Here is a 25,499-nt window from a genome sequence, read left to right on the forward strand (position 1 = left end):
GAACGCCGGAGGGCGGCCCCGGCGCCGCCCGACCTCTCGGAACGGCAGAGGGCGGCCCCGGCGCCGCCCGGCCCGCCGCGGCGGCGGAGGGTGGCACGGAGGCGGCCGCCCGTCCGGCGGTGCTGATCCTGCTCGGGCCTCCGGGTGCGGGCAAGGGCACGCAGGCGCGGATGCTGGAGGAGCGCTTCGGCCTCGTCCAGCTGTCCACCGGCGACCTGCTGCGCGCGGCGGTGGCGGCGGGCACGCCCGCGGGGCTGGCGGCGAAGGCGGTGATGGAGGCGGGCGGCCTCGTCTCGGACGAGATCGTGCTGCGCGTCCTCGCCGACCGGATGGCCGCGCCCGACGTGGCGGCGGGCATCATCCTCGACGGCTTCCCGCGCACCGCGGGGCAGGCGGCGGCGCTTGACGCGCTGCTGGCGGGGGCGGGGCAGCGGGTGACGGCGGCGATCAGCCTCGAGGTCGACGACGCGGCGATGGTCGAGCGCGTCTCGGGCCGCTTCACCTGCGCCGCTTGCGGCGAGGGCTACCACGACCGCTTCAAGCGCCCCGCGGCGGAGGGCACCTGCGACCGCTGCAACGGCACCGAGTTCAAGCGCCGCCCGGACGACAACGCCGAGACGGTGGGCGCGCGGCTGGCGGCCTACCACGCCCAGACCGCGCCGCTGATCGCCCATTACGACGCCCAGGGCGTCCTGCACCGCATCGACGCCATGCGCAACATCGACCAGATCGCCGAGACCCTCGAAACCATCGTCAGAAACGTCTCGGACTAAGGGACACCGTCCGCCCCTCGGGGCTGGCGGTAGGGAGGATGACCGACAAGCCGGGAGCCGAATGGCGCCCGCGCCGGCGACTGCCGGCCTCCACACCCCTTGGGGTGGGGCGGGATCTTGCACGGTCATGAGGACAACTGGCCCCCGAGGCCGGCAACAGGAGGAAACCAATGGCGAACACATATGTCGAGGACGCCAGCGTCCGATCTCGCCCGATGACGAGGGAGGAGAGGAAGGTCATCCTCGCCTCGTCCGCGGGCACCATCTTCGAATGGTACGACTTCTATCTCTACGGCTCGCTTGCAGCGATCATCGGCGCGCAGTTCTTCACGGCATTCCCTGAAGCGACGCGCAACGTCTTCGCGCTGCTGGCCTTTGCCGCGGGCTTCATCGTGCGCCCGTTCGGCGCGCTTGTGTTCGGTGCCATGGGTGACCTCATCGGCCGGAAGTATACCTTCCTGGCCACGATCCTGATCATGGGTCTCTCGACCTTCTTCGTGGGCCTGCTGCCCAGCTACCAGTCCTGGGGCGTCGCGGCGCCGATCATCCTGATCGTCCTGCGCATGGCGCAGGGTCTGGCGCTTGGCGGCGAATACGGCGGCGCCGCGGTCTATGTGGCCGAGCACGCGCCGCAGAACCGCCGCGGCTACTACACCGCCTTCATCCAGACCACGGCCACGCTGGGTCTTCTGCTGTCGCTGATCGTCATCCTGCTGGTGCAGGGCTACGTGAACGGCAACTACCCCGAGCAGCCGGTGCTCGACGCGGCCGGCATGGCCACGATGAACGCCGACGGCACGCCGGCGATGATGAAGGCCTTCAACGCCTGGGGCTGGCGGATCCCGTTCCTCGGCTCGATCTTCCTGCTGCTGATCTCGCTCTACATCCGGCTGCAGATGAACGAGAGCCCGGCCTTCAAGAAGATGAAGGAAGAGGGTGCGCAGTCCAAGGCACCGCTGCGCGAGGCCTTTGGCCAGTGGCGCAACGCGCGGATCGCGCTGATCGCGCTGTTCGGCCTGACCGCGGGCCAGGCCGTCGTGTGGTACTCGGGCCAGTTCTATGCGCTGTTCTTCATTCAGAACGTGATCAAGCTCGACACCTTCACCGCCAACGTGCTGGTCGCTTGGTCGCTGATCCTCGGCACCGGCGGCTTCCTGATCTTCGGCGCGCTGTCGGACCGGATCGGCCGCAAGCCGATCATCCTCGCCGGCTGCCTGATCGCGGCGATCACCTACTTCCCGGTGTTCCAGTACCTGACCAAGACCGCGAACCCCGCGCTCTATGCCGCGCACCAGACCCCGGTCACCGTGACCGCGGACCCGGAAAGCTGCTCGTTCCAGTTCAACCCGACCGGCACTGCCAAGTTCACCTCGTCCTGCGACATCGCCAAGGCGCTGCTTGCCAAGAGCTCGGTGAACTACTCCTCGGCCAATGCCCCGGCCGGCGCGACCGCCGAGGTGAAGATCGGCGACACCGTCATCCCGTCCTATGACGCCGCGACGCTGACGGGGGACGAGCTGAAGGCCGCGAAGGCCGCCTTCGAGAAATCCGTGACCGACGCGCTGCTTGCGGTGGGCTATCCGCTCGTCGCGGACAAGAACCCGACCGCGGCGAAGGCCGACCACTTCCTCGACATCTTCACGCCGCAGAAGCTGACCATCGTGGCCGTGCTCACCTATCTCATCATCCTGGTGACCATGGTCTACGGCCCGATCGCCGCCATGCTGGTCGAACTCTACCCGACCCGCATCCGCTACTCGGGCCTGTCGCTGCCCTATCACATCGGCAACGGCTGGTTCGGGGGCCTGCTGCCCGCGACCGCCTTCGCGATCTCGGCGCAGAGCGGCAACATCTACGCCGGTCTCTGGTATGCGATCGTCGTGGCGCTGATGACGGTGATCGTCGGTGCGCTCCTCGTGCCCGGCAAGACCCACAAGAAGAGCATCTTCGCCGACGACTCGGCCAACCGGATGTGATCCGGCACACGGCGGGCCCGGGAACCCGGCCCGCCGTTCCGCTGCCTCAGGGCGCGACCTTCGGTGCCGCGGCCGTTTCCTGCGCGCCGCCCGATCCAGTCCCCGCGAAAGGCGAGATATGACATCGGCTCCCACCCCCCAGCGCGTTCTTGTCGTCGAGGACGACGACAGCATCGCGGCAGCCCTCGAATACGTTGTCCTGCACGAGGGGTTGCGGCACGAGCGCGTTGCCAACGGCGCGGTGGCCCTTCGCCACATCCGCGAGACGCGGCCGGATCTGGTCCTGCTCGACGTGATGCTGCCCGAGCTTTCGGGCTACGAGATCTGCCATGAGGTGCGGCTCGATCCGGCGCTGCGCAACATCAAGATCGTGATGATGACCGCGCGCGGCTCGGCGCTCGAGCGCAAGCGCGGGATGTCGCTCGGCGCGGACGGCTTCGTGTCGAAGCCCTTCGAACTCGGCGACCTGCGCCACGAGGTCCGCCGGCTTCTTGCCGGAGGCCGGTCCGCCCCCTGACCGGGAACTTACGACCGCAGGCGGCGCACCAGCGTCCAGACAGCCAGCACGGCGGCCAGGATGATCAGGTTCGCGACCGCGCCCGTCGCCGCAACGATCCACAAGGGCCCAGACCCCGCCTGCGTCGTCAGCGGAATGATCACCGCGATGAACAGGACCCCGAGGAGCAGCGGGATCACCGTTCCGGTGACGGACTCGGTCCGCACCGTGGTGGCGACGAGGGCGACGACGAGGCCGATCCGGAACGGATCGGCAAGCTGTTCCAGAACCTGTGCCGAAAGATCCAACACCCTGTCTCCCCCACCCTTGTCCTTCGGGCAGGCTTACAGCCTGCATCGGCGTCCGACCACGGGAAAATTCCGGCGCTCGGCAGTTCGGTGGCCAACACCTTCCTCAAGCTCGTCGGCTGCGATGAATTCGACGTGGCCGTGACCCGCGTGGCCTGTTGCGGCCCGCCGGGACGCTGCACCTGTGTATGCAGCGACCAGATCACCCTCTCGTCCAGCAACTGGATCGGCTCGCGCTACTGCGCCCTTGGAGCGGACCAAGATCCTTGTCGGCCCGGAAGACCCGCCACCGCAGTCGGGGGGCGACGCTTCGGCACCTCTCGGCGGAGGCATCCTCCTGTCGGCCAGGCTTCCCCGCGGGGGTTCCGGAGCGCCTTGCGAAACGGCCGTCCCTGTCGCTTCCGCAGCCCGACCCTCACGGCGGAGGTCATCGAGGCACGGCGATGCGAACGGTCATTCCGGGGCCGGGCGCTCCGGAAGAACGCCACCCACGCCAAAACAGGCGCGAACACAAGCACATGACAGGAAACGAAGGCAACAGGCGCACAGGGCGTTCACGTAAGGCAGCATCGCGGGTTGCGGGCCGCGCGCATTGAAGTTCGTCAACGGCGCCCGCTGGGACAAGCGACAGGATGCCGCACCCCCGCCTTGCGGGCGCCCTGATCCGCCCTCGGCGGCAGGGCAGATCAGGGCGCCGGTCCTGCGCCCTCTCGCGACCTAAAGCGGCTGAACAGGCCGCAACCCCGCTGCCTCGGGCGGCGGTCAAACCGCCTGCGCCGCCTGAAGCTCGCCCCGGGCTGCGCGGAGGAAGGCCTGGTTCAGATCGAGGATCAGGTCGTCCGGATGCTCCAGCCCCACCGACAGGCGGATCAGCCCCTCTGTCACGCCGGTGATCTCGCGCAGGTCGGCCGGCACGCCCGAATGCGTGGTCGAGGCGGGATGGCAGACCAGCGATTCCGATCCCCCCAGCGAGACCGCAAGCTTGAAGATCTGCAGGTTGTTCAGGATGCGGAAGGCCAGCGCCCGGTCATCCTCGACCACGAAGGCGAAGGTCGAACCGGGACCCGAGCACTGGCGGGCATGGATCTCGCGCTGGCGCTCGTCGACGAAATACTGCGGATGCAGGACGCGGCAGGGGATGTGCGGGTTCGAGGCCAGCCAGGCCGCCACCTTCGCGCCGCTTTCCGCCGCGCGCTCCATCCGCAACGACAGGGTTTCCATCGAGCGTGACAGCATCCAGCAGGAATGCGGATCAAGCTGGAAGCCATAGGCGGAACGGGTCTGCCGCACCGGCCGCAGCTTCTCGCGCGAGCCGGTGATGCCCCCGGCCACCAGGTCGGAATGGCCGCCGACATATTTCGTCAGGGAATAGACGCAGATGTCCACGCCGAAATCGAGCGGCTGCTGGAAGACCGGTCCGAGCATCGTGTTGTCACAGACAAGGATGGGGCTCTGGCCGGAGGTGCGGCTCCAGTCATCCACCGTCCGCCGCACGAGCGCGAGGTCGATCATCGCATTGGTCGGATTGGCCGGCGTCTCGAGATAGACCATCTTCACCGGCCCGTGCCGCGCGGCCTTCTCGAGCACGTAGAGCAGCGCCTCGGGGTGCGAGCCGTCGGTGAAGGGGATCGGCTTGATCCCCCATTGCGTGAAGACCTTGCCGAAGAGCGTCTCTGTCCCGCCATAGAGCGGGGTGTAATGCACCACCGCATCGCCCGGCCGCAGGTAGCTCAGCGCCACCGCGCTGATCGCGGCCATCCCGGACGAGGTCACCAGCGCGGCCTCGGCATGGTCGTAAAGCGCCAGCCGGTCCTCGACGATCTCGAGGTTCGGGTGGTTGAAGCGCGAGTAGACGAGGCCCCCGGCACCCATGCCTTCGCCGGCGGGCTTGCGGCCGGCCACCACGTCGAAGAACTCCGCCCCCTGCTCGGCGCTTGCGAAGACGAAGGTCGAGGTCAGGAAGACCGGCGGCTTCACCGCGCCCTCCGACAGCGCCGGATCGTAGCCATAGGCCGTCATCTGCGTCTGGGGATGCAGCGGAGTGCCGTCGAGATGGGTCCGCCGGAAGTTCCTGGGCATCGTGCTGTCCTCCAATCACCGCGGGACGGCCCGCAGGCGCATCCCCTGCGAGACTATCTGGATCGACCGGCCGCGCTGACGAGTCGCCACGGCAGCGCGCCGGGGCCGCCGCCGGCATCTACCGGACGGGCGCCCGATGCGACCCGCGGTTCCGGTGGCTGAATTTCGTCGGCACCGTGCCGAAGCGCGCCTTGAAGCATTTCGAGAAATGCGACACCGAGTTGAAGCCGCAGGCCGTGGCGACCTCCAGCAGCGTGAGGTCCGTCGTGCTGAGCAGGTTGCGCCCCCGGTCGAGCCGCAGGCCGCGATAGAACTCGCCGGGCGTCTCGCCCAGCACGGTGCGGAACAGCCGTTCGATGTGGCGGCGCGAGCAGCCGGCCGCCGATGCCAGCGCCTCGAGCGACAGCGTGTCCTCCAGATGGTCGGTCATCAGCTTGACGGCGGCGATCAGGGCGGGGTTCCTCGACCGCATCAGCACGGCAAGCGAGCTGCGCTGCACCGGCTCGACCCCGGCCATGACGGTGCGCAGGCACATCTCGGACACCATGGCGGCGAACTCGGGGCCGTGGTCGCGGGCGATCACCGACAGCATCATGTCCGTCGAGGCTGCCCCGCCGCCGCAGGTCATCATCCGGCCCTCGATCTCGAAACGGTTCTCGGTCGGGGTCAGGTCGGGAAAGGCTTCGGCGAAGCCTGGCTGGTTCTCCCAGTGCAGCGTGAAGCGGCGCCCCTCCAGCAGGCCCGCCCGTGCCAGGGCGACCGCCCCGGTGCAGATGCCGCCCACCGCACCCCCGAAGCGGTGATGCCGGGAGATCGCGGCCACGATGGCCGGTGCCGCCGCCTCGGACGGCAGGTTGCCCGCGCAGACAAAAAGCCGCGTGTCGCGGTCCAGCGCCTCGAGCGAGCCATCGGCGGCCACCGCAATTCCTGACGAGCTCGCAACTGGCGCGCCCCGTTCGGACAGCACCCGCCACTGGTAGAGCGGCCGCTGCGACAGCTGGTTGGCGATCCTCAGCGGCTCGACCGCCGAGCTGAAGGCGAGCAGCGTGAAGCCCGGCACGAGGATGAAGGCATATTTCCGGGTGGCGCCGGGGTTTGCCACGGGGAAGTAGGCGGCACCCGGCGGCACGAGGGTCGGGGGATCGGAACTCGTCGCGTCTCCGCCGGTCATGGCCCGTTGCCCCCGTCTGCTGCGCCCGTCGCGTCCCGCGATATAGGAGGATCGACGGCGCCCGGGAAGGCTGTCAGCGGAAGGATCGCCACGCACCCGCACGGCATGAGCCAGGCATCCCCTGCCCGAACCGCGGCCAGCAGATGTTCAACGGACCGCGTCCAGCGTGTCGAACCGGCCATGCGAGACAAAGAAGCGATACCGTCAACGGATGAAGGTTCAGAAGGCTCTGCTTGACGCCGTGCTTCACTGGGAGATCGCGGAGCGAGATGTGCCGCCCCATCGGTCCGGCTTGGCGCGTCCAGAGCGACCGCCCTTCATCGGCGGTCGCGCAGGCCCCTGGTCTTGGCCCCGTGCTCCCCGCACGGGGTGAACCTGCAGCACCCGCATCAGCGGCAGCCTCGGGCCGGGCACTCCTGCGAGGCGAGGCAGTCAACGGATGGTGTAGCCGCCGTCGATGACGAGTGTCGTGCCGTTCACCATGGCCGCCCCGGCCGAGGCGAGGAACACCGCCCCGGCGGCAATCTCGCCGGGCTTCGCGAACCGGCCGACCGGGATCTCGCGCCGCGCCTGCTCGCCCTTCTCGCCCGACCAGCCGATCACCGCCATCGGCGTCTCCACGACCGTGGGCGCAATGGCGTTGGCGGTGATGCCGAACCTTGCCCATTCCAGGGCCATGATCATGGTCAGGTTGATCAGTCCGGCCTTGCTCGCGCCGTAGGCCGCATGATCGGCGATGGCCACGATCCCGGCCTGCGACGACAGGTTGATGATCCGGCCGCGCCCCGACGCCTTCAGATAGGGAAGTGCCGCAGCGGCCATCAGCCAGGGCGCGCGGAGGTTGATCCGCATGGTGCGGTCCCAGGCCTCCACGTCGGTCTCCTCCAGCGGGAAGACGATGCCGAGCCCCGCGTTGTTGACGAGGATGTCGAGGCCCATCTCATCGCCGATCCGCGCCACGGTGGTGCGGATCGCCTCGGGATCCTGCAGGTCTATCCGGAACGCGCGGTGCTGCGGCCCGAGCCTTTCGGCAAGCGCCGCCGCATCTTCCACATCGACCAGCGCAAGGCGCGCGCCGGCCGCCGCGAAGCTTTCGGCCATGGCGGTGCCGATCCCGCCGGCGGCACCGGTGATCAGGGCAGTCAGTCCGGCAAGATCGGTCATCATTCAGCCTTTCGTGGCGACGCGGCGGGGCCCGGTCAGATGTCGAAGTTCGACGGCAGCACGATCATGTCGCGGATCGTGACGTTGCGCGGCCGGCTCAGCATGAACATGACCGCATCGGCGACCTCGACCGGCTCGATCAGCGCGCCGTTCTCCTTCGCCTTGCGCAGGTTCTCCTCCGGCCAGTCGGCCAGCAGCGCCGAGATCACCGGCCCGGGCGACACCTGCCCCACCCGGATCCCGTGCTTCATCAGCTGGCGCCGCATGGTCTGCACAAAGCAGGTGATGGCCCATTTCGACCCGGAATAGACCGGCTCCCACGGGATCGCCGAATGGCCGGCGACCGAGCAGGTCACGATGATGTCGCCGGTGCCGCGCTCCGACATGTGCGGGATCACGGCGTGGACGTTCTTCATCACCGCGTTGACGTTGAGGTTCAGCATCCGGTCGATGGCCGCCGGATTGGTCTCGGACAGGTCGCCGCCGATATAGGTGCCCGCGTTGCAGTGCAGGATGTCGATCTGGCCCGCCTTGGCGAGGATCTCCGGCACCATCGCGTCGCAGCTTGCGGCGTCAAGCAGGTCCGTGACCTGGGCGATGCACTTCGCCCCGTGCCTTTCGCCAAGCGCCTTCAGCGCCGCCTCGTCGCGGTCCACGACCACGACGGTGGCGCCTTCGGCCAGCAGCGCCTCCACGGTGGCAAGACCGATGCCCGAGGCACCCCCGGTGATCACTGCCACCTTGCCGTCAAATCTTCCGCTCATCCTTCAACTTCTCCCTGTCCGGTCCCGAGGACCGCCTTGCCAGAAAATTTTTCCACTGCTGCGCCTTCCGCCGCGGCCGGCCAAAGCGCATGCCGCCGGCGAAAGATTTTTTTCGTTTGAATCAGTGCGTGATGTAGCCCCCATCCGCGACCAGCGTCGCCCCCGTCACGTAGGACGCCGCGTCCGAGGCGAGGAACAGGGCGCAGGTCGCCATCTCCTCGGGCTTGCCGAACCGGCCCATCGGGGTGTTCTCGGTCCAGACCCGGTTCATCTCGGCATTGGCGATCCCGTTCGCCGTCATGTCCGAGACGACATAGCCCGGGGCCAGCGCATTCACCCGGATGCCGCGCGAGGCATATTCGAAGGCCATCACCGTAGTCATCTGGTGGATCGCCGCCTTCGACGCGTTGTAGGCCACCTGAAGCTGGGGCTTGTTGGCGACAAAGCCCGAGATCGAGCCGATGTTGACGATCGACCCTTTCCCCTGCGCCAGCATCGGCGGGATGGCGGCACGGGCGATGCGGAAGGGGGCGGTGAAGTTGGTCTCCATGATCCGCGCCAGCCGGGCATCGTCGAATTCGTGGAAGTTGCCGCCGTCGGCAACGCCCGCGTTGTTCACCAGCACGTCGAGCCGGCCGAACCGCTCCAGCGTCGCGGCCACCAGCGCCGCCGGCGTGGCGGGGTCGGTCACGTCGCCCGCGACCCAGGCGAAGCGGTCGGGCTGGCCCTCGACCAGCGACCGCACGGCATCCGTCTCGGTCCGGCCGGTCAGTATCACCTGCGCCCCCGCCTCGCCGAAGAGGGTCGCGATGGCGAGGCCGATGCCGCGATTGCCGCCCGTCACGAGCGCGATCTTGCCGTCGAGGCGGAACATGTCGAGGGACATGGGCTTATCCTTTCATTGCTTCAGGGTTGCAGGCGGCATGGTAGGCATCGAGACTTTGCGTCACGCGCCAGACCAGCAGCGCCTCCGGATCTAGCGGCGCATCGGCAAAAGCCTGTGCCGCAGGCAGATGCTGCCGGAACAGCGGAAGCGGCACGCGCTGGCCGCGGAGCGCGGCGACAAGCCGGGACACGGCCTCGGCCGCCGGAGGTTCCGGCCAGTAGTAGCGGATCCGGTCCGACAGCGAATAATGGCGCAGGACGTGCTGCTCGGCCGGCTCGCCGGGATAGTGGCGCAGCCAGTGGCCGGGCGAGGCACACATGACCTGCTCCATCACCCGCATCAGCGGGCGGTCGCCGTAGCCGGGCCGCAGGTCGGTCGCGATCAGGTCGAGCGCATAGAGCGCCTCGCGCAGCACGAAGGTCAGTTCGGGGCCGACCTTGAGGATCGGGAAGCCGTCGCGGACCAGCCGGGCGAGCGGCGCCGTGCCCTGGTAATCGGTCGAGTGGGCCTCGAAGACCAGTCCGGGCTCGTCGTCCAGCACCTGCGAAAGCGCCTGTGCCCGCGCCGGATCGTAGCGGATCACGTTCTGGTTGCCGAATTCGACTCCCGGCTGGACGACGAAGCCAAGCACCCGGCCGAAGGCGTCGCCGAGCCCCTCGCGCGCGAAGACTTCGCGGTGCAGGGCGATGGTGCGGCGCGCGGCCTTCGGCGAGGTCGGTTCGATGTGGTCCAGCGCATGGTCCGCGCCGCCCGGCGGCGGCACCTCGGTGCCGAGGATGAACCGCGGCATCTCGCCCCCGGCCTCGCGCGCGGCCGCATCCGCCACCCGGGCCAGTCGCGCCGCCCGCCCGGCGGTGGTCGCATCGTCCAGCGCCTCGGGTTCGCCCGCGCAGCCCATCGAGGCATCGAGATGGATCTTGCGGAAGCCCGCCGCGACATAGGCCGCGACCATCGCCTCGGCCTCGATCATCGCAGCCTCGGCCGGCTGGTCGCGCCAGGGGTTGGGGCCGAGGTGATCGCCGCCCAGCACGAGCCGGTCGGAGGGGCAGCCCTCCTCCTCGGCGATCCGTCGAATGAGCGCTGCGAAGTCTCCGGGCATCATCCCGGTATAACCGCCGCGGTGGTTCACCTGGTTGCAGGTCGCCTCGATCAGCACGGTGGAGCCCGCCGCCGCCCCGTGCCGCAGGGCCGCCCGCAGCACGAGCGGGTGGGCCGAGCAGACCGAGGTGATGCCCCGGGGCGTGCCGGCCCACCGAAGCGCCGCCAGTTCGTCCAGCACCCTCACGGCATGACCCTGGGGGTCGAGGCGATGAAGGCATCCAGCTCGGCACGTGTGCCCGCCCCCTCCATCGGCCCGCGGCGCGTGACGTTGCGGGCGCCGGCCGCATTGGCATAGGTGAGCGCCTCGGCAACCGGCATCCCCAGCCTGCGGCAGGCGACATAGGCGCCGCCGAAGCAGTCTCCCGCGCCGGTCGGATCGACCTCCTCCACCGCGAAGGCGGTCGCGTGGATCAGCGGGGCGCCGGGCGTGAAGACGGTGGCGCCGTCACGGCCCTGCTTCAGCGCAACCTCCTTCACGCCGCGCTCGAACAGGCGGGCCAGCGCCGCCTCGACGCCGTCGACGCCTGCCGCACGCTCCAGTTCGTCGCCCGAGGGCAGCAGAAGGTCGCTGATGTCCACAAGGTTTGCGAACCGCCGTTCGGTATCCCCGCCGAGAACCAGTTCCTTGCGCAGGTTCGGGTCGAGCGAGATCGTCCCGCCACGTGCCTTGACGACCTGCGCGGCGGCCTCGATCACCTCGGCCGCGCCCGGCATCGAAAGGGCAGATCCCATCACGTGCAGGTGGCCTGCTCGATGGACCAGCGCCGCCACGCGCTCCGTCCAGCCGAAGCGCGCCGCCGCGGACTTCGCGATGTTGTAGACGAAGTCGCGCGAGCCGTCGGCACGGTAGCGCACGAAGGCCGAGCCGGTCGGGTAATCCGGGTCCACCGCGATGCCCGACACATCCGCACCGTCCCGTTCCAGCCGCTCGATGTTCAGCCGGCCGAAGTCGTCACTGCCGACCGCGCCGATCATCGCGGCGCTGCCGCCGATCCGGGCGCACTGGTCGATGAAGATGGCGGGGGCGCCGCTGGGATAGGGGCCGACAAGCTCCACCGGCTCGCGGAATCCGTCGCCGATCGAAGTGGCCATGATCTCGACGAGGATCTCGCCGACGCAGATCGTCGGGCCGAGGGAGTCGGGCGCCAGCGCGGATGTCATCAGTCCTGTCTCACCTTCCGTCGGGCCGCAGAAAGGCACCCTACCGCTCACAGCAGGGAGACACCGGCACGCGGGCCCGCACGTGCCGGAACCGATTAGGTGCCGAAGCGCGCGCCGGCCGCGTCAGGCGGCCGCGTTGATCGCCCGCTGACGCTGCGCCTCGTCCCACTTCATCTCGATGAAGCGCTTCGCATGGGCGGCGAGCGGATCGTTGTCGGTCCAGGTGTCGCGCCAGATGCCGCAGGCCAGCGACAGCCCCTCGTCCACGATCGCGCTCGAGAAACTTTCGAAGACGATGTCGCGGTCATAGCCGATGTCGGCCAGCGCGCCGAAGATCGCGTCGAAATCCACCGTCCCTGTGCCGAGGTAGCCGCGGTAGTTCTCGCCGATGTGGTAGTAGGTCAGCTTGTCGCCGGCGAGCCGGATCGCCGCCGCGGGATCGGCCTCCTCGATGTTCATGTGGAACGAGTCGAGATGCAGGAAGACGTCGTCGCGCCCGGTGTCGCGCAGGAACTTCAGGCCCTGCGCGGTGGTGTTCAGCAGGTTCGATTCGAACCGGTTCACCACCTCCAGCACGATCTCGACGCCGCTGTCCTTCGCCACCTCGGCCGTCGCTGCGATGGCATCGACGCTGTTCTTCCAGCCCTCGGCCGAGGGCATGCGGTTGTACTTGCCGTGCATGGAATAAAGGATGCCGCCCAGCCGCACGCCGCCGATGTCGCGCACCGCCTTGACCGCGTCGGACAAAAGCGCCCTGCCCTTCGCTACGACCTCGCGGTCCTCGCTCGAGACATCGGCCTGCGGCGGCAGGCCCATCGTCACCACGATCTGGATGTCATGCGCCTGCGCCTTCCTCGCCAGACGGTCCAGATCGAACCTTTCGGGACGCAGATAGGCGAATTCGATCATCCGGTAGCCATGCTCGGCGGACTTGTCGAGCGCCATCTCCAGCCCCTCCTGGGTCTGGCCGCCGGTCCACACGAAGGAGTGAATGCCGAGTCGTCTCATGGTCCTGCCCTTTCGGATGCTGGGTCTGCGGCGGTCATTCGGCCGCCTCTTCGTGCGCCTGGCCGAGCCCGCCGCTGATGATGAGTTCCGCCGTGACATCGTCGGTCACCAGCGTGTCCACGAGGCCGCTCATCGAGGCGGCCCGGATGATGTCCACCTTGTGCCGACCGGCGGCGGCCAGCACCTTCTCGGGAATGCGCCGCACGATGTCGAGATCGACGCCGATCGTGCGGCGGTCGATCGGATGGTCGATCCGGGTCCCGTCCCGCCCGAGGAACCGCCCCAGCACGTCGCCGATAGCGCCCGCCCGCATCAGGTCGTCGGGCGAGATCTCCTTCGGCAGGCCGTTCGCGATCAGGAAGGACCGGGGAGAGATGTCGCTTGCCGTCAGGATGGCCGCGTCGAGCGACTCGAGCTTGGCGAAATGCGCGGCAAAGATTTCCTGCGCAAGGAAGGCCTCGCGTTCGACGCCTTCTGACAGGAAGATCGGCGCGGCAAGCAGCGAATAGTTGGCGCCGAGTGCCGCGGCGAAGCCGGAAACGATGCTGAACGAGTTGAACGAGGCGCCCTGCATGGTGCCGCCCAGCATCGAGACGATCTCGAGGTCGGAGTGGGACTGCTGCGGCAGCTTGCGGATCGCATGCTCCAGCGTCATCCCCCAGGACACGCCGATCGAGCGCCAGCTCCGCGTCCGCAGTTTCTCGGTCAGGTAGTTCGCCAGCGCCGCGCCCACCGCGCAGTGGCAGTCATAGGGCTCCTGCCGGGCCGGCACGACCAGCACGCGCCGCAGCCCCAGCCGCAGACGCACGGCCTCCTGCAACTCGATCCGCGCGATGAACGGCGCCTCGATCCGGACCTTGACCATGCCGGCCACCTTGGCCCGCTGGATCGCCTGGTTCACCCGCAGCCGCGTCGCATCGAGCTGCTGGGCGATCTCCGCCTGGGTCATGCCATTGACATAGTAGTGCCAGCAGACCTCTGCGGCGAAAGCGTCGGTTTCATCCTGCACCTCTCGAACCATGTCCGCCGCTACCCTCGATCAAATGCACACGCCAACGGGCAGACTGTGACACAGCTTACAAATGTCTGGCAAGGGATACAGATGATAATTTTTCCACTTGCATGGGGCGTCATACATTTGCAAGGTGTTGGACGGGGAGGTGCTGCCCGACCGCGAAGGTCCGCAGCCAACGCAGCCCCGGATGGGATTTCAGGGAGGAGACTCATGGGTTTTTCGAGAAAGATCGGCGCATCCGTGCTGGCGCTTGTCGTCGCCGCCGGCAGCGCCTTCGCGCAGGATCTCCAGATCGAAAACGCCGACTGGTGGACGAAGGCCGGCGAGCAATTCAAGGGCGTCACGCTGCGCGGCGTGACCGAATCCACGCCGGCGTCGAACTACGTCTCGGACGTGCTTGCGCCGAAGTTCGAGGAGCTGACCGGCATCCGCGTCGACGTCGAGACCACCTCGTGGGACCAGATGTACGACAAGGCGATCAAGGACATGGAAGCCGGCACCGGCATCTATGACATGGTCTATATCGAGCAGGACATCGTCTACGCCTACATGGCGCGCAACTTCCTCGTGAACCTGACCAAGGCGCTCGAGGAGAAGCCGGAACTGAAGGCCGCCAACTACTCGGAAGACAACTTCACCACCTTCGCGCAGAACTTCCGGGGCGCGGACGGCGGGCTTTACGGCACGCCGATGGAAGCCTTCATCAAGGTCTACCTCTATCGCACCGACCTCTTCAGCGACCCCGAGGTTCAGGCGGCCTTCAAGGAGCAGACCGGCCGCGACCTCGCCCCGGCCAAGACCCACGAGGAATATGCCGAGATCGCGCAGTTCTTCACCAAATGGGGCCAGGACCACGACCTCGACCTGTGGGGCACGACTGCGCAGGCCCACACCGGCCACCCGGCCTCGTGGTACGAATACTTCGAGTCGATCGCGCCGACCTTCGGCGTCTACAACTGGGGCATCGACGCGAACAACAATTATGCCGCCAGCGTCGCGAACGGCGGCCGCATGAACTCGCCCGAGGCCAAGACCGCACTGAAGTGGTGGCTGTCGATGCGCGACATCGCGCCGCCGGAGTCGGTGCAGTCGACCTGGACCGAGACCGCGACCACCTTCGCCGCCGGGCGCGTGGCCCAAGGCCTGATCTACGGCGAGAACGCCGCATGGATCGCCTCGGACGAGGCCAAGTCGAAGGTCGTGGGCAACGTGGGCGTGGCGCTGCCGCCGGTCGAGGATGGCGTGATGGCCCAGGCCGAGGCCGGCGAGGGCTACATCGGCTACTATGACGGCGGCGCCTTCGGCCTGCCGGTCACCTCGAAGAACCAGGACGCGGCGACGCTGTTCCTGCAGTTCATGGCGCTGCCGGAAGTGCAGGAAGAATGGGCAGCTGCCAGCTCGCGCGTGACGCTGACCTCGACCTACGACACGCCGAAGGTGCAGGCGCTCGACAAGGAACTGGGCGGCTTCTTCAGCATGCTCCGGGACCAGGGCAAGCTGTTCAAGGGCGCCCCGGAATATCCGTTCCACGCCCAGGTCCGCGAAGCGACCGCGCCGATCTTCTACGAGATCCTGACCGGCTCAATCGAGCCTGACGCGGGTCTCGACCAGATGGCCGCGAAGGCCGAGGAAGAGCTGACCTCGCTCGGCTACCGCAAGTAAGCCGATCCTCCCGCGGGTCGCCGCCTCGGCGGCGGCCCGTTCCTTTTGTCCCGAGACCGCCCTCCGCTGCCGCGGCGGAGTGCCGAGTTCACCGCATGTCGTCACGCGGGAGGGTATGTCCATGCAATCCAGAATGCTCGGATGGCTGCTGTTGTTGCCAACGCTGCTCATCCTGTTCCTGTTCGGCGTCGTGCCGTTCATCTACGTGCTCTACGTCTCGTTCCATGACTGGAACCCCTTCGCCGCGAACCCCGAGATGGTCTGGAGCGGCGCGAACAACTTCCGCCGCGTGGTGTTCGACGCGGGCTTCCTCGCCTCGCTGGGCGTGACGGTCGCCTTCGTGTTCTTCGCGGTCCTGTCCGAGCTGGTGATCGGCTATGCGCTGGCGCAGGCCTTCATGAAGGACTTTCCGGGCAAGGCCTTCTTCCGCACGATCCACACGCTGCCGCTGATCATGGCGCCGATCATCGTAGGCTCGATCTGGAAGCTGATGACGACGCCCTCGATCGGCATCATTCCGAACCTGCTCGACAGCTGGTTCGGCTATGACCTGAACATTGGCCAGTCGGCCGCCGCCGCCTTCATCCTGACCGTGGTGATGGACGTCTGGCACTGGACACCGCTGGTCACCCTGACCCTGATCGCGGCGCTGGTCTCGCTGCCGCCCGACCCGTTCGAGCAGGCTCAGATCGACGGCGCCAACAAGCGGCAGATCTTCTGGCACATCACGCTGCCGATGATCGCGCCGGCCGTGGTCGCCACCATCTTCATCCGCCTGATGGACGCGCTGCGCACCGTGGACGAGGTGCTGATGCTGACCGGCGGCGGTCCGGGATCGGCCACGCGCTACGTGGGCGTGCACATCTTCAAGGAGGTCTTCCCGCGCACGAACTACGGCTATGGCTCGGCCGTGTCGGTGATCGTCCTCTACCTGACCATCGTGGCCTGCTGGCTGCTCTACGTGAGCATGCTCGCGCCCCGCAACGCGAAGAAGGGCTGATGCGATGAAGAAGGGCAATCCCTGGCTCTACATGCTGTTCTGGGTGTTCGGCAGCTTCCTGACCCTGTTCCCGATCTACTGGCTGTTCGTGATCTCGGTGAAACCCGCGGTCGAGCTGTTCTCGACGCCGGAGATCCTGCTCAAGGACGTCTACTGGCAGAACTACATCGACGTCCTGAACGACCGGACGCTGCGCGGCTACATGGTGAACTCGCTCATCATCTCGACCGGCAACGCGGTGCTGTGCACCACGCTCGGCTTCTTCGCCTGCTATGCGCTGTCGCGCTTCAACATGAGCGGGAAGGAGTCGATCTTCTTCTGGACCATCACCAACCGGATGGCCCCGCCCGCGGTGTTCCTGCTGCCGCTGTTCCTGCTGATGACGCAGGTCTACCGGATCGGCGACTTCAGCCTGCTTGATACGCGGATCGGCATGATCCTCGTCTACTGCACCTTCAACCTGCCCTTCGCGATCTGGACCCTGCGACCGACCGTCGACGGCATCCCGAAGGAACTGGACGAGGCCGCCTATGTCGATGGCGCAAGCCCGTGGAAGGTCATAACCGAGGTCGTGTTCCCGCTCTGCCGGCCGGGCCTTGCGGTGACGCTGATCCTGACCTGGGTCTTTGCCTGGAACGAATACCTGCTGGCCGCGACGCTCACGAACTTCAACGCCCGCACGCTGACCACGGGCCTTTCGGAATACGTGACCACCACGGGCACCGAATGGGGCATCATGGCGGCCATCTCGATGTTCACCCTCATCCCGGCGCTGATCATCTTCAGCCTCGTGCAGAAGCACATCGTGACCGGCCTGACCTTCGGCGCGGTGAAAGGATAGGCCATGAGCGAGAAACTCGAAGACATCTCCGGCCCGATCGACATCCTCGAGGACGAGGCGCCCCCGCCGGTCGCCAAGGCAGGCTTCCTGCCGATCGAGACCAACTGGTTCGACCGGCTGTTCATTTCGGTCGTGATCTGGGTCGCCCTGTCGCTGTTCTGGTTCCGGTTCATCGAGCCTCTGGGGCCGTCGATCTGGATCTCCAACGCCATCGCCGTTGCGCTGGCCGTTTTCATCATCTCGAAAGGCTGACAGGATGAAATCGCTCGTCCTCGAACGGAAAGACGAACTCTCGCTGCGCGACTTCCCCGACATCGACCGTCAGGAAGAAACGCTCGGCCCCCGCGACGTGCGCATCAAGCTGCATACGGTCGGCATCTGCGGCTCCGACGTGCATTACTACACCCACGGCCGCATCGGCCCCTTCGTGGTGAACGAGCCGATGATCCTCGGCCACGAGGCTTCGGGCACGGTGATCGAGGTCGGGCCGCAGGTCACGACGCTGAAGGTCGGTGACCGCGTCTGCATGGAGCCGGGCATTCCCGATCCGAACTCCAAGGCCGCACGGCTGGGGATGTACAACATCGACCCCGCCGTGCGCTTCTGGGCCACGCCGCCGATCCACGGCATCCTGCGCCCGACCTGCGTGCATCCGGAAGCCTTCACCTTCAAGCTGCCCGACAACGTGAGCTTCGCCGAGGCCGCGATGGTCGAGCCGCTGGCCGTGGGCGTCCATGCCGCGACCAAGGCGCGGATTCGGCCCGGCGACATCGGCCTCGTGATGGGCGCGGGCCCCATCGGCCTCGTGACGGCACTGTCGGCCCTCGCGGGGGGCTGCGCGCGGGTGTACGTCACCGACCTCGCGCCGAAGAAGCTCGAGATCGCCGAAAGCCTGAGCCCCGCCATCACCGGCGTGAACGTGGGCAGCGACGACATCGTGAAGCGGATCAAGGCCGACACCGACGGCTGGGGTGCCGACGTGGTGTTCGAGGCGACCGGCTCGCCCCGCGCGGCGGCGAGCGTGTTCGAGCCCCTCGCCCCCGGCGGCTGCGTGGTGATGATCGGCGGCCAGCCCGACCCGATCTCCTACGACGCGGGCGCGGCGATGGTGCGCGAGGCGCGGGTCGAGAACATCTTCCGCTACGCCCATGTCTTCCCGCGCTGCGTGGCGATGCTCGCGAGCGGCGCGATCGACGTCAAACCGCTCATCACCCGGACCTTCGGGTTCGACGACAGCGTCCACGCCTTCGAGGTGGCGGCCTCCGCCCCGCCCGCGGACGTGAAGATGCAGATCGAATTGCCGCAGTAAGGGGGAACAGACGTGGCCAACGTCCAGATCAGCAACGTCGTCAAGCGCTACGGCGCTGTCCAGGTCATGCACGGGGTGAACGTCGACATCGAGGATGGCGAGTTCGTCGTCCTTGTCGGCCCCTCGGGTTGCGGCAAGTCCACCCTGCTCCGCATGCTCGCCGGTCTCGAGGAGATCAGCGGCGGGACCATCTCGATCGGGGGCCGGGTGGTCAATGACGTGATCCCGAAGGACCGCGACATCGCCATGGTGTTCCAGTCCTACGCGCTCTACCCGCACAAGACGGTCTACGACAACATGGGCTTCCCGCTGAAGATGGCGAACCGCCCGAAGGCCGAGATCGACGCAAAGGTGCGCAAGGCGGCCGAGATCCTCGACCTGACCAAGTATCTCGACCGCTATCCCAAGGCGCTGTCGGGCGGCCAGCGCCAGCGCGTCGCCATGGGCCGCGCCATCGTGCGCGACCCGCAGGTGTTCCTGTTCGACGAGCCGCTGTCCAACCTCGACGCCAAGCTGCGCGTGACCATGCGGCTGGAGATCAAGGAGCTTCACCAGCGGCTCAAGACCACCATCGTCTATGTGACGCACGACCAGATCGAGGCCATGACCATGGCCGACAAGATCGTCGTGATGCGCGACGGTCGGGTGGAACAGGTCGGCGCGCCGCTCGACCTCTACGACAACCCGCAGAACATCTTCGTGGCGGGCTTCATCGGCTCGCCGTCGATGAACTTCATCCACGGCCGCATCGCCTCGTCCGCCGGCCGGAAGGTGTTCCGCTCCGAGGGCGGGCTGGAACTGCCCGTGCCAGAGACGCGCGCGGCCGAGGGCCAGGCGGTCACCTACGGGATCCGCCCCGAACACATCCAGGTCGGACCGGGCGGGATCCCCGTGAAGGTCGTCGTGCTGGAGCCGACCGGATCGGAGACGCAGATCTTCGCCCGCTCGGGGGGCGAGCTGATCGACGCAATCGTGAAGGACCGCATCCAGGCCCGTCCGGGCGACGAGATCGGCTATCACATCGATCCGGCGCGGGTGCATCTGTTCGACCGGCAGAGCGAAAAGCGCATCTGACGGCGCACGACAAGGGAGGCGTTCGCAAGCCGTGACCGGGACAGCGATCTCTGCCGTGATCTTCGATCTGGACGGATGCCTCGTGGACAGCGAGCCGCATTCGCTCGAGGCGATCTCGGCAGAGCTGCGGGCCGCGGGCCTGAGGAACGTCTCGGCCGATAGCATCCGCGCCGCCTATCTCGGCGTCTCGATGACCGACATCTGCAAGGACATCACCCGGCAGAGCGGTTTGGCCCTGCCCGCGGATTTCGTGGACCGGGTCGAGACGCGGCTGTTCCAGGTCTATGCCGAGAAGCTGAGGCCGATCGAGGGCGCCTTTCGCCTGCTCGATCGGCTGGAGGCGGCGGGCCTGCCCGTGGCCATCGCGACCGGCGGCTCGCTCCGCCGGATGCACGAGACGCTGCGGCTCGGCGGTCTCGCCCCCCGCTTCGAGGGCCGCGGCTTCAGCGCCGAGCAGGTGGCACGCGGCAAGCCCGCGCCGGACCTGTTCCTGCGGGCGGCACGCGAACTGGACGTGACGCCCGTACGCTGCGCGGTGCTGGAGGATTCGCCGCACGGCGTCGCGGGCGCCTGCGAGGCAGGGATGCGGGCGGTCGGCTTCGTCGGCGGATCACACCTCGACCCGATCCGTGAGGCGCATCGTGCGGTGCTGGCGGCAGCAGGGGCGAGACCCGTCATCGAAACGCTCGACGACGCCTTCGAGGCCCTGACCGGGCCCTAGGCCGGAGGCCGCCGCAGCTTCGCCGACCCCCGCGCAGGTCGCGCCGACCCAGCCGCTTCGAACGGGCCGCGGGCTGGATGGCCGGGCCTCCACGTGGACATGCCGCACCTTACGCGACGGGACAACCCGTGCGGCCCGAGGACCAGGGCGCGTCGCACCATGTCAGCGGGCAGCCAGGCGCCCCCTCGGCTAGGGAGGTCGCCAGATGCAGGCAACGCGCGGGTGCCTCGCGTGGCCACGACCCTGCCGGCGCCTGCACGGCGCTGACCTCTGCGAAAGCCTCCCGGGCAGGCGGGGCGGGATGGTGCATGACGACCTCCATGAATCCGGCGCGACGGCGGCGCTTGCCCATCATCATGTCCCCTTGTCCTGAGGATTGCCTTACCGACGCCGTCAGGCCCCGGTAAGACGACGGCCTCCCGACCCCTCGACCGTCCGACCTGCCGACCCGCCGCGTCAGACCGGCGTCACCTCGGGTCGCGTTAAGGCTGGATGCCGAGGCCGGACGCCGCGGCTGGACAATCCGGCCTGCAGGATCGACGGCCGGGACCGTGACGGGCGCGAGGGCGAGATCGCGCCCGATCCCGCCAGCGTCGCCATCGACGATCCCGACGACGAGGAGGACCTCCAGCAGAGCGGTTTGGTCAGGAGGCCGGAGGACTCACCGGGCGGTGCGGACGGCGATCCGCACGCCCTCGGTCACGCGGTTTCCGGGATAGGCCACGACCTTCGCCCCGGCCTCGATTCCGGACAGCACCTGCACCCGGTCGGGCCGACGCTGGCCGACCTCGACAGGGGTCAGCACCGCGCGACCCTCGACCTCGCGGAACACCGCCCAGCCGCCTTCGTGGCGGAACAGCGCGCTCTGCGGCAGTTGCAGCACCCTCTCGCCCGACCAGACCACCAGCCGGACGAAGACGCGGAACCGGTCGCCAAGGCCCCGCCGCCGTTCGGGCGGGGTGAGGATGTCCAGCCTCAGCCGCACGCGCTGCTCCTCGATCCCGAGGGCGGAGATGCGAGTGAAGGCCGCCGGATCGACCTGCCGCACCCGGGCGGAAATCACCTCGTCCCCGCCCCAGCGGTCGACATGGGCCAGCGCGCCCGGCACCACCCGCACCGCGTCCGAGGACAGAAGGTCGACCTCGATCTCGAGATCCTCCAGATCGCCGATCGCAAGCAGGGGGCTGCCGGCCAGCACGAGGCGCGACGAGAGGCTCGTGACCTCCAGCACCGTGCCGCTCTGCGGGGCGTGGATCTCGACGCAGCAGGGGCCGGTCGGCTCGGTCTGGACCGTGCTCTCGGGGCCGACCAGCTGCGCCTGCATCCGGGCCAGCGTCGCGCGATGCAGTTCCAGTTCCGACTGCGCCGAGGCATGGGCGCTGCGGGCGGTGGCAAGGCGCTGTTCGGCCTCCTCCAGCGCGCGCTGCGAGACGATCCCGCGACCGGCAAGGGTCTGGTTCCGCTCCATCTGCGTCTCGGCATAGGTCAGGTCGGTGTCCGCGCGGGCAAGGTTGGCTTCGGCCACGCGCAGCGCGGCCTCGGCCTCGGTCACCGCGGCCTCGGCCTGCAGCCGGGCGCGCGCGTCCAGAAAGCCCGGCAGGGCGGGCTGGATCACCGCCACCACCGTCTCGCCGCGCTGCACCCGGTCGCCCACCTGCACCGGCGAGCGGGTGGTCGTGCCGGTCATCGGGGCGGTCACCTCGAACGGGTCGCGCACGCGGGTCATGCCCTCGGCCTCGACCGTGACCTCCATCGGCGCGACAACCACCTCGGCCAGATCGACCGGCACCGGATCGGGGCGCAGCGCAAGGACCAGCCCGCCAAGGATCGCCGCCGCCGCGAACCCGATGAACAGCCTGCCCCGTGCCGCCATGGCCGCCTACTCCCGCGCCTTCAGGGCGCCCACGATGTCGATATGGTCGAGCCGCCGGCGAACCGCCAGCGCCGAGACCAGCGCCGTGCCCAGCACGATCAGCGCGGCGATGGCATAGGTGCGGCGCGCCACCGCCAGCGGCAGGCTCACCACGTCGGTCGAGAACCCCTCCACCATCAGCGCGGCGAAGCCGTAGCCCGCCAGCCAGCCGAGCGGCACGGCCAGCACCGCCAGCAGCATCACCTCGCCCACCAGCACATAGCCGACCTCGGCACGGGTGAAGCCCAGCACGCGCAGGCTCGCCAGCTCATGCGCACGTTCCGACAGCTGGATGCGCGCGGCGTTGTAGATCACCCCGATGGTGATCAGCATGCCCAGGATGGAATAGATCACCGTCATGATGCGGAGGTTTTCCGACATGGTCGTCTCGAACTGGCGACGCACCTCGGCCCAGATCACAAGGCCCGCGACGGCCGGCGTGCGCTTGACCTGGTCGAGCAGCGCCGGCATGGCCCGCGCCTCCACCGAAAGATGCAGCCGGTTGACCTGCGGCGTCTGGCGCATCAGGGCGAACAGGGCGGGCGCGGCCATGTGCACGTCCTGCCCCAGCGACTGGCGGATCACGGCCACGACCGGCACCTCCCATGTCTCGCGCGGCGGCGCCAGCAGATCCACGGTCACGCGGTCGCCGGGCGCAAGGCGCAGCTCGCGCGCAAGCGACTCGGCCATGACGAGGCCCGTCCCGGGCAGGGCCACCACCCTGCCCCGGTCGTCCAGCAGCCGGGCAAGTACGGCCTCCGGCGCGCGGCCCTGCAGGCCGACAAGGCGCGACAGGGGCCCGTGCCGCAGCCGCACCGGAAGGGCGAAGGCGCCCTCGGCCAGCGTCACCCCCGGCAGGTTCGCCGCATCCTGCACCGCCGCCGCATTCCGCGCCGCGTCGAGCATCAGCGTCACCTCCTGGCGGTTGGACCGGACGAACATCTCGTCCATCATCACGTCCATCGCATCGAAGGTGAAGAACGAGGCCACCAGCACCGCGACCGAGGCCACGACGCCGAAGACGGTGATCGCTGCCCGCCCCGGCCAGCGGGTGACCGAGCGCAGGATCATCATCGTGGTCTGTCGGAACCGCAGCGCGCCGCCCAGCCGGTCCACCCAGCCGCGCCGGAACAACGGCGGCGCGGGCGGCGCCATCGCCACCGCCGGCGGCAGCCGAACGGAGGCCAGCACCGCCCGCAGCGCACCCAGCACGACCGTCGCAAGCCCGAGCGCCCCCGAAAGCACGAAGGCGCCGGCGCCGGGCACATGGATCAGCCAGGGAAAGCGGAAGAAATCCGCGTAGAGCCGGGTCAGGCCAAGACCCAGCCACCAGCCGGCGGCCCAGCCGATAAGCACCCCGAGGATGCCGATACCCAGCCCCAGCTTCAGGTAGTGCCGCGCGATCACGGCGGTGGAATAACCCACCGCCTTCAGCAGGCCGATCTGCCGCCGTTCAAGCGCGATCAGCCGCCCGAGCACCATGTTCACGAGGAAGGCGGAAACGATCAGGAAGATCGGTGGCAGGATCACCGCCATGGCGCGCAGCTGCTCCAGCTCGCTGTCGAGGAAGGCGTGTGACACCTGCCGGTCCCGGCCATGCGCCCCGGTGCCGCCATAGGGCGCAAGCATCTGGTCGAGCGCCTCGATCACGGCGGCCTCGCTGGCCCCGCGCGTCAGGCTCAGGACCACCTCGTTGAACGCGCCGTCGAGATCCTCGGCCGCCGCCGCGGCCTCCTCGTTCATCCAGATCAGGCCGAAGCGGCGGTCGTCGGGCATCATGCTGCCCGGCGCGATGGTATATATGAACTCCGGCGACAGCACGTGCCCCGTGACCGTCAGCTCGCGCAGCCGGCCGCCGAGGATCGCGCGGAAGCGGGCGCCGGGACGCAGGCCGTTCGCCAGGGCGAAGGGCTCGGCCAGCAGCACCTCGTCGGCGACGAGCGGGTCGGGCCGGCGGCCGGCCCGCAGAAGCGGCACGTTCAGCACCGGCAGGCCCGAGGCGGGCAGCGACAGGATGCGTGCGGTGGCGGGCTCTGCCATCCCCTCCAGATCAAGCACGGCGTCGAAACCGATGCGGGGCTCGGCCAGCGCCACACCGTCGATGGCGGCGATCCGGTCGACCAGGCCGAGGGGCGCACGGGTGGCGCCGGCGAAGACATCGGCGAAGCGGTGACGCTCGTAATAGGCGGCCCGCGTCTCGACCAGCGACCGCTGCGTGCCGTTCGACAGCACCAGCACCATGATCCCGCAGGCCAGCACCAGCGCGATGGCCAGCGCCTGTGCCCAGATCCGGCGCAGGTCGCGCAACATCTTGCGGTCGAGCGCCCTCACCACGTCACCTCCGAGGGGGCGACGCGCGTGGCGTTCTCCTCGATGCGGGCCACGCGGCCATCGGCCAGATAGATCACCCGGTGCGCGATCTTCCGGATGCCCGCGTTGTGCGTGATGATCGCGGTGGCCGCGCCGAGGTCGCGGTTCACCTCGACCAGCGCCTCGAGCACCGTGACGCCGGTCGCGCTGTCGAGGGCGCCCGTCGGCTCGTCGCACAGCAGGATCTCGGGCCGCTTTGCGATGGCGCGGGCGATGGCCACGCGCTGCTGCTCGCCCCCAGACATCTCGGCCGGGAAGTGGTCGAGGCGATGCTTCAGCCCGACACGCTCCAGCGCCTCCTCGGGCCGCATCGGGTTCACCGCGATCTCGGTGACCAGCGCCACGTTCTCGCGCGCGGTCAGCGACGGGACGAGGTTGTAGAACTGGAAGACGAAGCCGACGTGGTCGCGGCGGAAGGCGGTCAGGGCCGCCTCGGAAAGGCCGGCGATGTCGCGGCCGCGGAACAGCACGCGGCCGCGGGTCGGGGTGTCGAGCCCGCCGAGGATGTTCAGCAGCGTGGACTTTCCCGAACCCGAGGCGCCAAGCAGAACCACCAGTTCGCCCTCGTGCAGCGCGACGTCCACGCCGCGCAGCGCGTGAACCTCCACGGCGCCGGTGCGATAGACCTTGGTGATGCCCTGCGTGCAGAGCACGACCGCCCGCGTTCCGATGCTCGGCGACATGACGTCATCCTCGGACCGGTCCGGG

The 25,499-nt window shown here is 68.5% G+C and carries 23 protein-coding genes; 10 read left to right on the top strand and 13 right to left on the bottom strand.

The window, feature by feature from the left end; genetic code table 11:
* Nucleotides 1-119: 119 nt before the first annotated feature.
* The 3 genes from CK951_RS17845 (at nt 120) to CK951_RS17855 (ending at nt 3,266) form a co-directional block, all read left to right on the top strand.
* A complete protein-coding gene (locus CK951_RS17845) occupies nt 120-773 on the top strand; it encodes an adenylate kinase (RefSeq protein ID WP_096784843.1) in 654 nt (217 codons plus the stop codon).
* A 215-nt stretch (nt 774-988) separates the two neighbouring features.
* On the top strand, nt 989-2,749 hold the full coding sequence (locus CK951_RS17850) for an MFS transporter (RefSeq protein ID WP_096787949.1): 1,761 nt from the start codon (nt 989-991) through the stop codon (nt 2,747-2,749).
* Between the two features lie 118 nt (nt 2,750-2,867).
* Nucleotides 2,868-3,266: a response regulator gene (locus CK951_RS17855; RefSeq protein WP_096787580.1), complete on the top strand. Its 399-nt coding sequence runs from the start codon at nt 2,868-2,870 to the stop codon at nt 3,264-3,266.
* An 8-nt stretch (nt 3,267-3,274) separates the two neighbouring features.
* Here CK951_RS17855 and CK951_RS17860 read toward each other — a convergent pair whose 3' ends face one another.
* From CK951_RS17860 to CK951_RS17905, 10 genes are all read right to left on the bottom strand, one after another.
* Nucleotides 3,275-3,556, bottom strand: coding sequence for a hypothetical protein (locus CK951_RS17860; protein ID WP_157764646.1), 282 nt, complete (start codon nt 3,554-3,556; stop codon nt 3,275-3,277).
* 759 nt (nt 3,557-4,315) lie between these two features.
* Nucleotides 4,316-5,632: a cystathionine gamma-synthase family protein gene (locus CK951_RS17865; protein WP_096787582.1), complete on the bottom strand. Its 1,317-nt coding sequence runs from the start codon at nt 5,630-5,632 to the stop codon at nt 4,316-4,318.
* A 118-nt stretch (nt 5,633-5,750) separates the two neighbouring features.
* Nucleotides 5,751-6,803: a GlxA family transcriptional regulator gene (locus CK951_RS17870; RefSeq protein ID WP_096787583.1), complete on the bottom strand. Its 1,053-nt coding sequence runs from the start codon at nt 6,801-6,803 to the stop codon at nt 5,751-5,753.
* A 432-nt stretch (nt 6,804-7,235) separates the two neighbouring features.
* Complete coding sequence (locus CK951_RS17875; protein ID WP_096787950.1) at nt 7,236-7,967, bottom strand: SDR family oxidoreductase; 732 nt, start codon at nt 7,965-7,967, stop codon at nt 7,236-7,238.
* 35 nt (nt 7,968-8,002) lie between these two features.
* Nucleotides 8,003-8,731: an SDR family oxidoreductase gene (locus CK951_RS17880; RefSeq protein ID WP_096787584.1), complete on the bottom strand. Its 729-nt coding sequence runs from the start codon at nt 8,729-8,731 to the stop codon at nt 8,003-8,005.
* Between the two features lie 121 nt (nt 8,732-8,852).
* Complete coding sequence (locus tag CK951_RS17885; RefSeq protein ID WP_096787585.1) at nt 8,853-9,617, bottom strand: SDR family NAD(P)-dependent oxidoreductase; 765 nt, start codon at nt 9,615-9,617, stop codon at nt 8,853-8,855.
* A gap of 4 nt (nt 9,618-9,621) precedes the next feature.
* Entirely contained in the window at nt 9,622-10,902 is a 1,281-nt protein-coding gene (locus CK951_RS17890; RefSeq protein ID WP_096787586.1) for a D-tagatose-bisphosphate aldolase, class II, non-catalytic subunit, read from the bottom strand.
* Nucleotides 10,899-11,879 (bottom strand): sugar kinase, encoded by a 981-nt coding sequence (locus CK951_RS17895; RefSeq protein WP_096787587.1) that lies wholly within the window; start codon nt 11,877-11,879, stop codon nt 10,899-10,901. The genes CK951_RS17890 and CK951_RS17895 overlap by 4 nt, the downstream gene beginning before the upstream one ends.
* Nucleotides 11,880-12,002: 123 nt before the next feature.
* Nucleotides 12,003-12,887 (bottom strand): sugar phosphate isomerase/epimerase, encoded by an 885-nt coding sequence (locus tag CK951_RS17900; RefSeq protein WP_096787588.1) that lies wholly within the window; start codon nt 12,885-12,887, stop codon nt 12,003-12,005.
* 34 nt (nt 12,888-12,921) lie between these two features.
* Nucleotides 12,922-13,908 (bottom strand): sugar-binding transcriptional regulator, encoded by a 987-nt coding sequence (locus CK951_RS17905; RefSeq protein WP_096787589.1) that lies wholly within the window; start codon nt 13,906-13,908, stop codon nt 12,922-12,924.
* Nucleotides 13,909-14,112: 204 nt separating this feature from the next.
* Between CK951_RS17905 and CK951_RS17910 the strand changes: the two genes are divergently transcribed.
* The 7 genes from CK951_RS17910 (at nt 14,113) to CK951_RS17940 (ending at nt 20,509) form a co-directional block, all read left to right on the top strand.
* On the top strand, nt 14,113-15,564 hold the full coding sequence (locus tag CK951_RS17910; protein ID WP_096787590.1) for an extracellular solute-binding protein: 1,452 nt from the start codon (nt 14,113-14,115) through the stop codon (nt 15,562-15,564).
* A 121-nt stretch (nt 15,565-15,685) separates the two neighbouring features.
* The gene (locus CK951_RS17915; RefSeq protein ID WP_096787951.1) at nt 15,686-16,564 is read left to right on the top strand and encodes a carbohydrate ABC transporter permease; all 879 of its coding nucleotides are present in this window, start codon (nt 15,686-15,688) and stop codon (nt 16,562-16,564) included.
* Between the two features lie 4 nt (nt 16,565-16,568).
* The gene (locus tag CK951_RS17920; RefSeq protein WP_096787591.1) at nt 16,569-17,405 is read left to right on the top strand and encodes a carbohydrate ABC transporter permease; all 837 of its coding nucleotides are present in this window, start codon (nt 16,569-16,571) and stop codon (nt 17,403-17,405) included.
* A 3-nt stretch (nt 17,406-17,408) separates the two neighbouring features.
* A complete protein-coding gene (locus CK951_RS17925) occupies nt 17,409-17,657 on the top strand; it encodes a DUF2160 family membrane protein (RefSeq protein ID WP_096787592.1) in 249 nt (82 codons plus the stop codon).
* Nucleotides 17,658-17,661: 4 nt separating this feature from the next.
* A complete protein-coding gene (locus tag CK951_RS17930; RefSeq protein WP_096787593.1) occupies nt 17,662-18,714 on the top strand; it encodes an NAD(P)-dependent alcohol dehydrogenase in 1,053 nt (350 codons plus the stop codon).
* A 12-nt stretch (nt 18,715-18,726) separates the two neighbouring features.
* The gene (locus CK951_RS17935; protein WP_096787594.1) at nt 18,727-19,788 is read left to right on the top strand and encodes an ABC transporter ATP-binding protein; all 1,062 of its coding nucleotides are present in this window, start codon (nt 18,727-18,729) and stop codon (nt 19,786-19,788) included.
* A gap of 31 nt (nt 19,789-19,819) precedes the next feature.
* Complete coding sequence (locus CK951_RS17940) at nt 19,820-20,509, top strand: HAD family phosphatase (protein WP_096787595.1); 690 nt, start codon at nt 19,820-19,822, stop codon at nt 20,507-20,509.
* A gap of 661 nt (nt 20,510-21,170) precedes the next feature.
* Here the strand turns inward: CK951_RS17940 and CK951_RS17945 are convergent.
* From CK951_RS17945 to CK951_RS17955, 3 genes are read right to left on the bottom strand one after another with little or no spacing between them, the layout of a single operon-like run.
* Nucleotides 21,171-22,382, bottom strand: coding sequence for an efflux RND transporter periplasmic adaptor subunit (locus tag CK951_RS17945; protein WP_096787596.1), 1,212 nt, complete (start codon nt 22,380-22,382; stop codon nt 21,171-21,173).
* Nucleotides 22,383-22,388: 6 nt separating this feature from the next.
* The gene (locus CK951_RS17950; protein WP_232520784.1) at nt 22,389-24,752 is read right to left on the bottom strand and encodes an ABC transporter permease; all 2,364 of its coding nucleotides are present in this window, start codon (nt 24,750-24,752) and stop codon (nt 22,389-22,391) included.
* A complete protein-coding gene (locus CK951_RS17955) occupies nt 24,749-25,474 on the bottom strand; it encodes an ABC transporter ATP-binding protein (protein WP_096787598.1) in 726 nt (241 codons plus the stop codon). The genes CK951_RS17950 and CK951_RS17955 overlap by 4 nt, the downstream gene beginning before the upstream one ends.
* Between the last annotated feature and the right edge of the window lie 25 nt (nt 25,475-25,499).

It is taken from the genome of Rhodobacter sp. CZR27 (genome assembly GCF_002407205.1).
GTDB lineage: Bacteria > Pseudomonadota > Alphaproteobacteria > Rhodobacterales > Rhodobacteraceae > Cereibacter_A.

Bases quoted from the DNA above. Each gene is read 5' to 3' on its own strand.
- CK951_RS17930 (WP_096787593.1), top strand. From the start codon at position 17,662: ATGAAATCGCTCGTCCTCGAACGGAAAGACGAACTCTCGCTGCGCGAC.
- CK951_RS17925 (WP_096787592.1), top strand. From the start codon at position 17,409: ATGAGCGAGAAACTCGAAGACATCTCCGGCCCGATCGACATCCTCGAG.
- CK951_RS17955 (WP_096787598.1), bottom strand. From the start codon at position 25,474: ATGTCGCCGAGCATCGGAACGCGGGCGGTCGTGCTCTGCACGCAGGGC.
- CK951_RS17945 (WP_096787596.1), bottom strand. From the start codon at position 22,382: ATGGCGGCACGGGGCAGGCTGTTCATCGGGTTCGCGGCGGCGGCGATC.
- CK951_RS17850 (WP_096787949.1), top strand. From the start codon at position 989: ATGACGAGGGAGGAGAGGAAGGTCATCCTCGCCTCGTCCGCGGGCACC.
- CK951_RS17875 (WP_096787950.1), bottom strand. From the start codon at position 7,967: ATGACCGATCTTGCCGGACTGACTGCCCTGATCACCGGTGCCGCCGGC.
- CK951_RS17855 (WP_096787580.1), top strand. From the start codon at position 2,868: ATGACATCGGCTCCCACCCCCCAGCGCGTTCTTGTCGTCGAGGACGAC.
- CK951_RS17870 (WP_096787583.1), bottom strand. From the start codon at position 6,803: ATGACCGGCGGAGACGCGACGAGTTCCGATCCCCCGACCCTCGTGCCG.
- CK951_RS17865 (WP_096787582.1), bottom strand. From the start codon at position 5,632: ATGCCCAGGAACTTCCGGCGGACCCATCTCGACGGCACTCCGCTGCAT.
- CK951_RS17900 (WP_096787588.1), bottom strand. From the start codon at position 12,887: ATGAGACGACTCGGCATTCACTCCTTCGTGTGGACCGGCGGCCAGACC.
- CK951_RS17915 (WP_096787951.1), top strand. From the start codon at position 15,686: ATGCAATCCAGAATGCTCGGATGGCTGCTGTTGTTGCCAACGCTGCTC.
- CK951_RS17885 (WP_096787585.1), bottom strand. From the start codon at position 9,617: ATGTCCCTCGACATGTTCCGCCTCGACGGCAAGATCGCGCTCGTGACG.
- CK951_RS17910 (WP_096787590.1), top strand. From the start codon at position 14,113: ATGGGTTTTTCGAGAAAGATCGGCGCATCCGTGCTGGCGCTTGTCGTC.
- CK951_RS17920 (WP_096787591.1), top strand. From the start codon at position 16,569: ATGAAGAAGGGCAATCCCTGGCTCTACATGCTGTTCTGGGTGTTCGGC.
- CK951_RS17905 (WP_096787589.1), bottom strand. From the start codon at position 13,908: ATGGTTCGAGAGGTGCAGGATGAAACCGACGCTTTCGCCGCAGAGGTC.
- CK951_RS17895 (WP_096787587.1), bottom strand. From the start codon at position 11,879: ATGACATCCGCGCTGGCGCCCGACTCCCTCGGCCCGACGATCTGCGTC.
- CK951_RS17880 (WP_096787584.1), bottom strand. From the start codon at position 8,731: ATGAGCGGAAGATTTGACGGCAAGGTGGCAGTGATCACCGGGGGTGCC.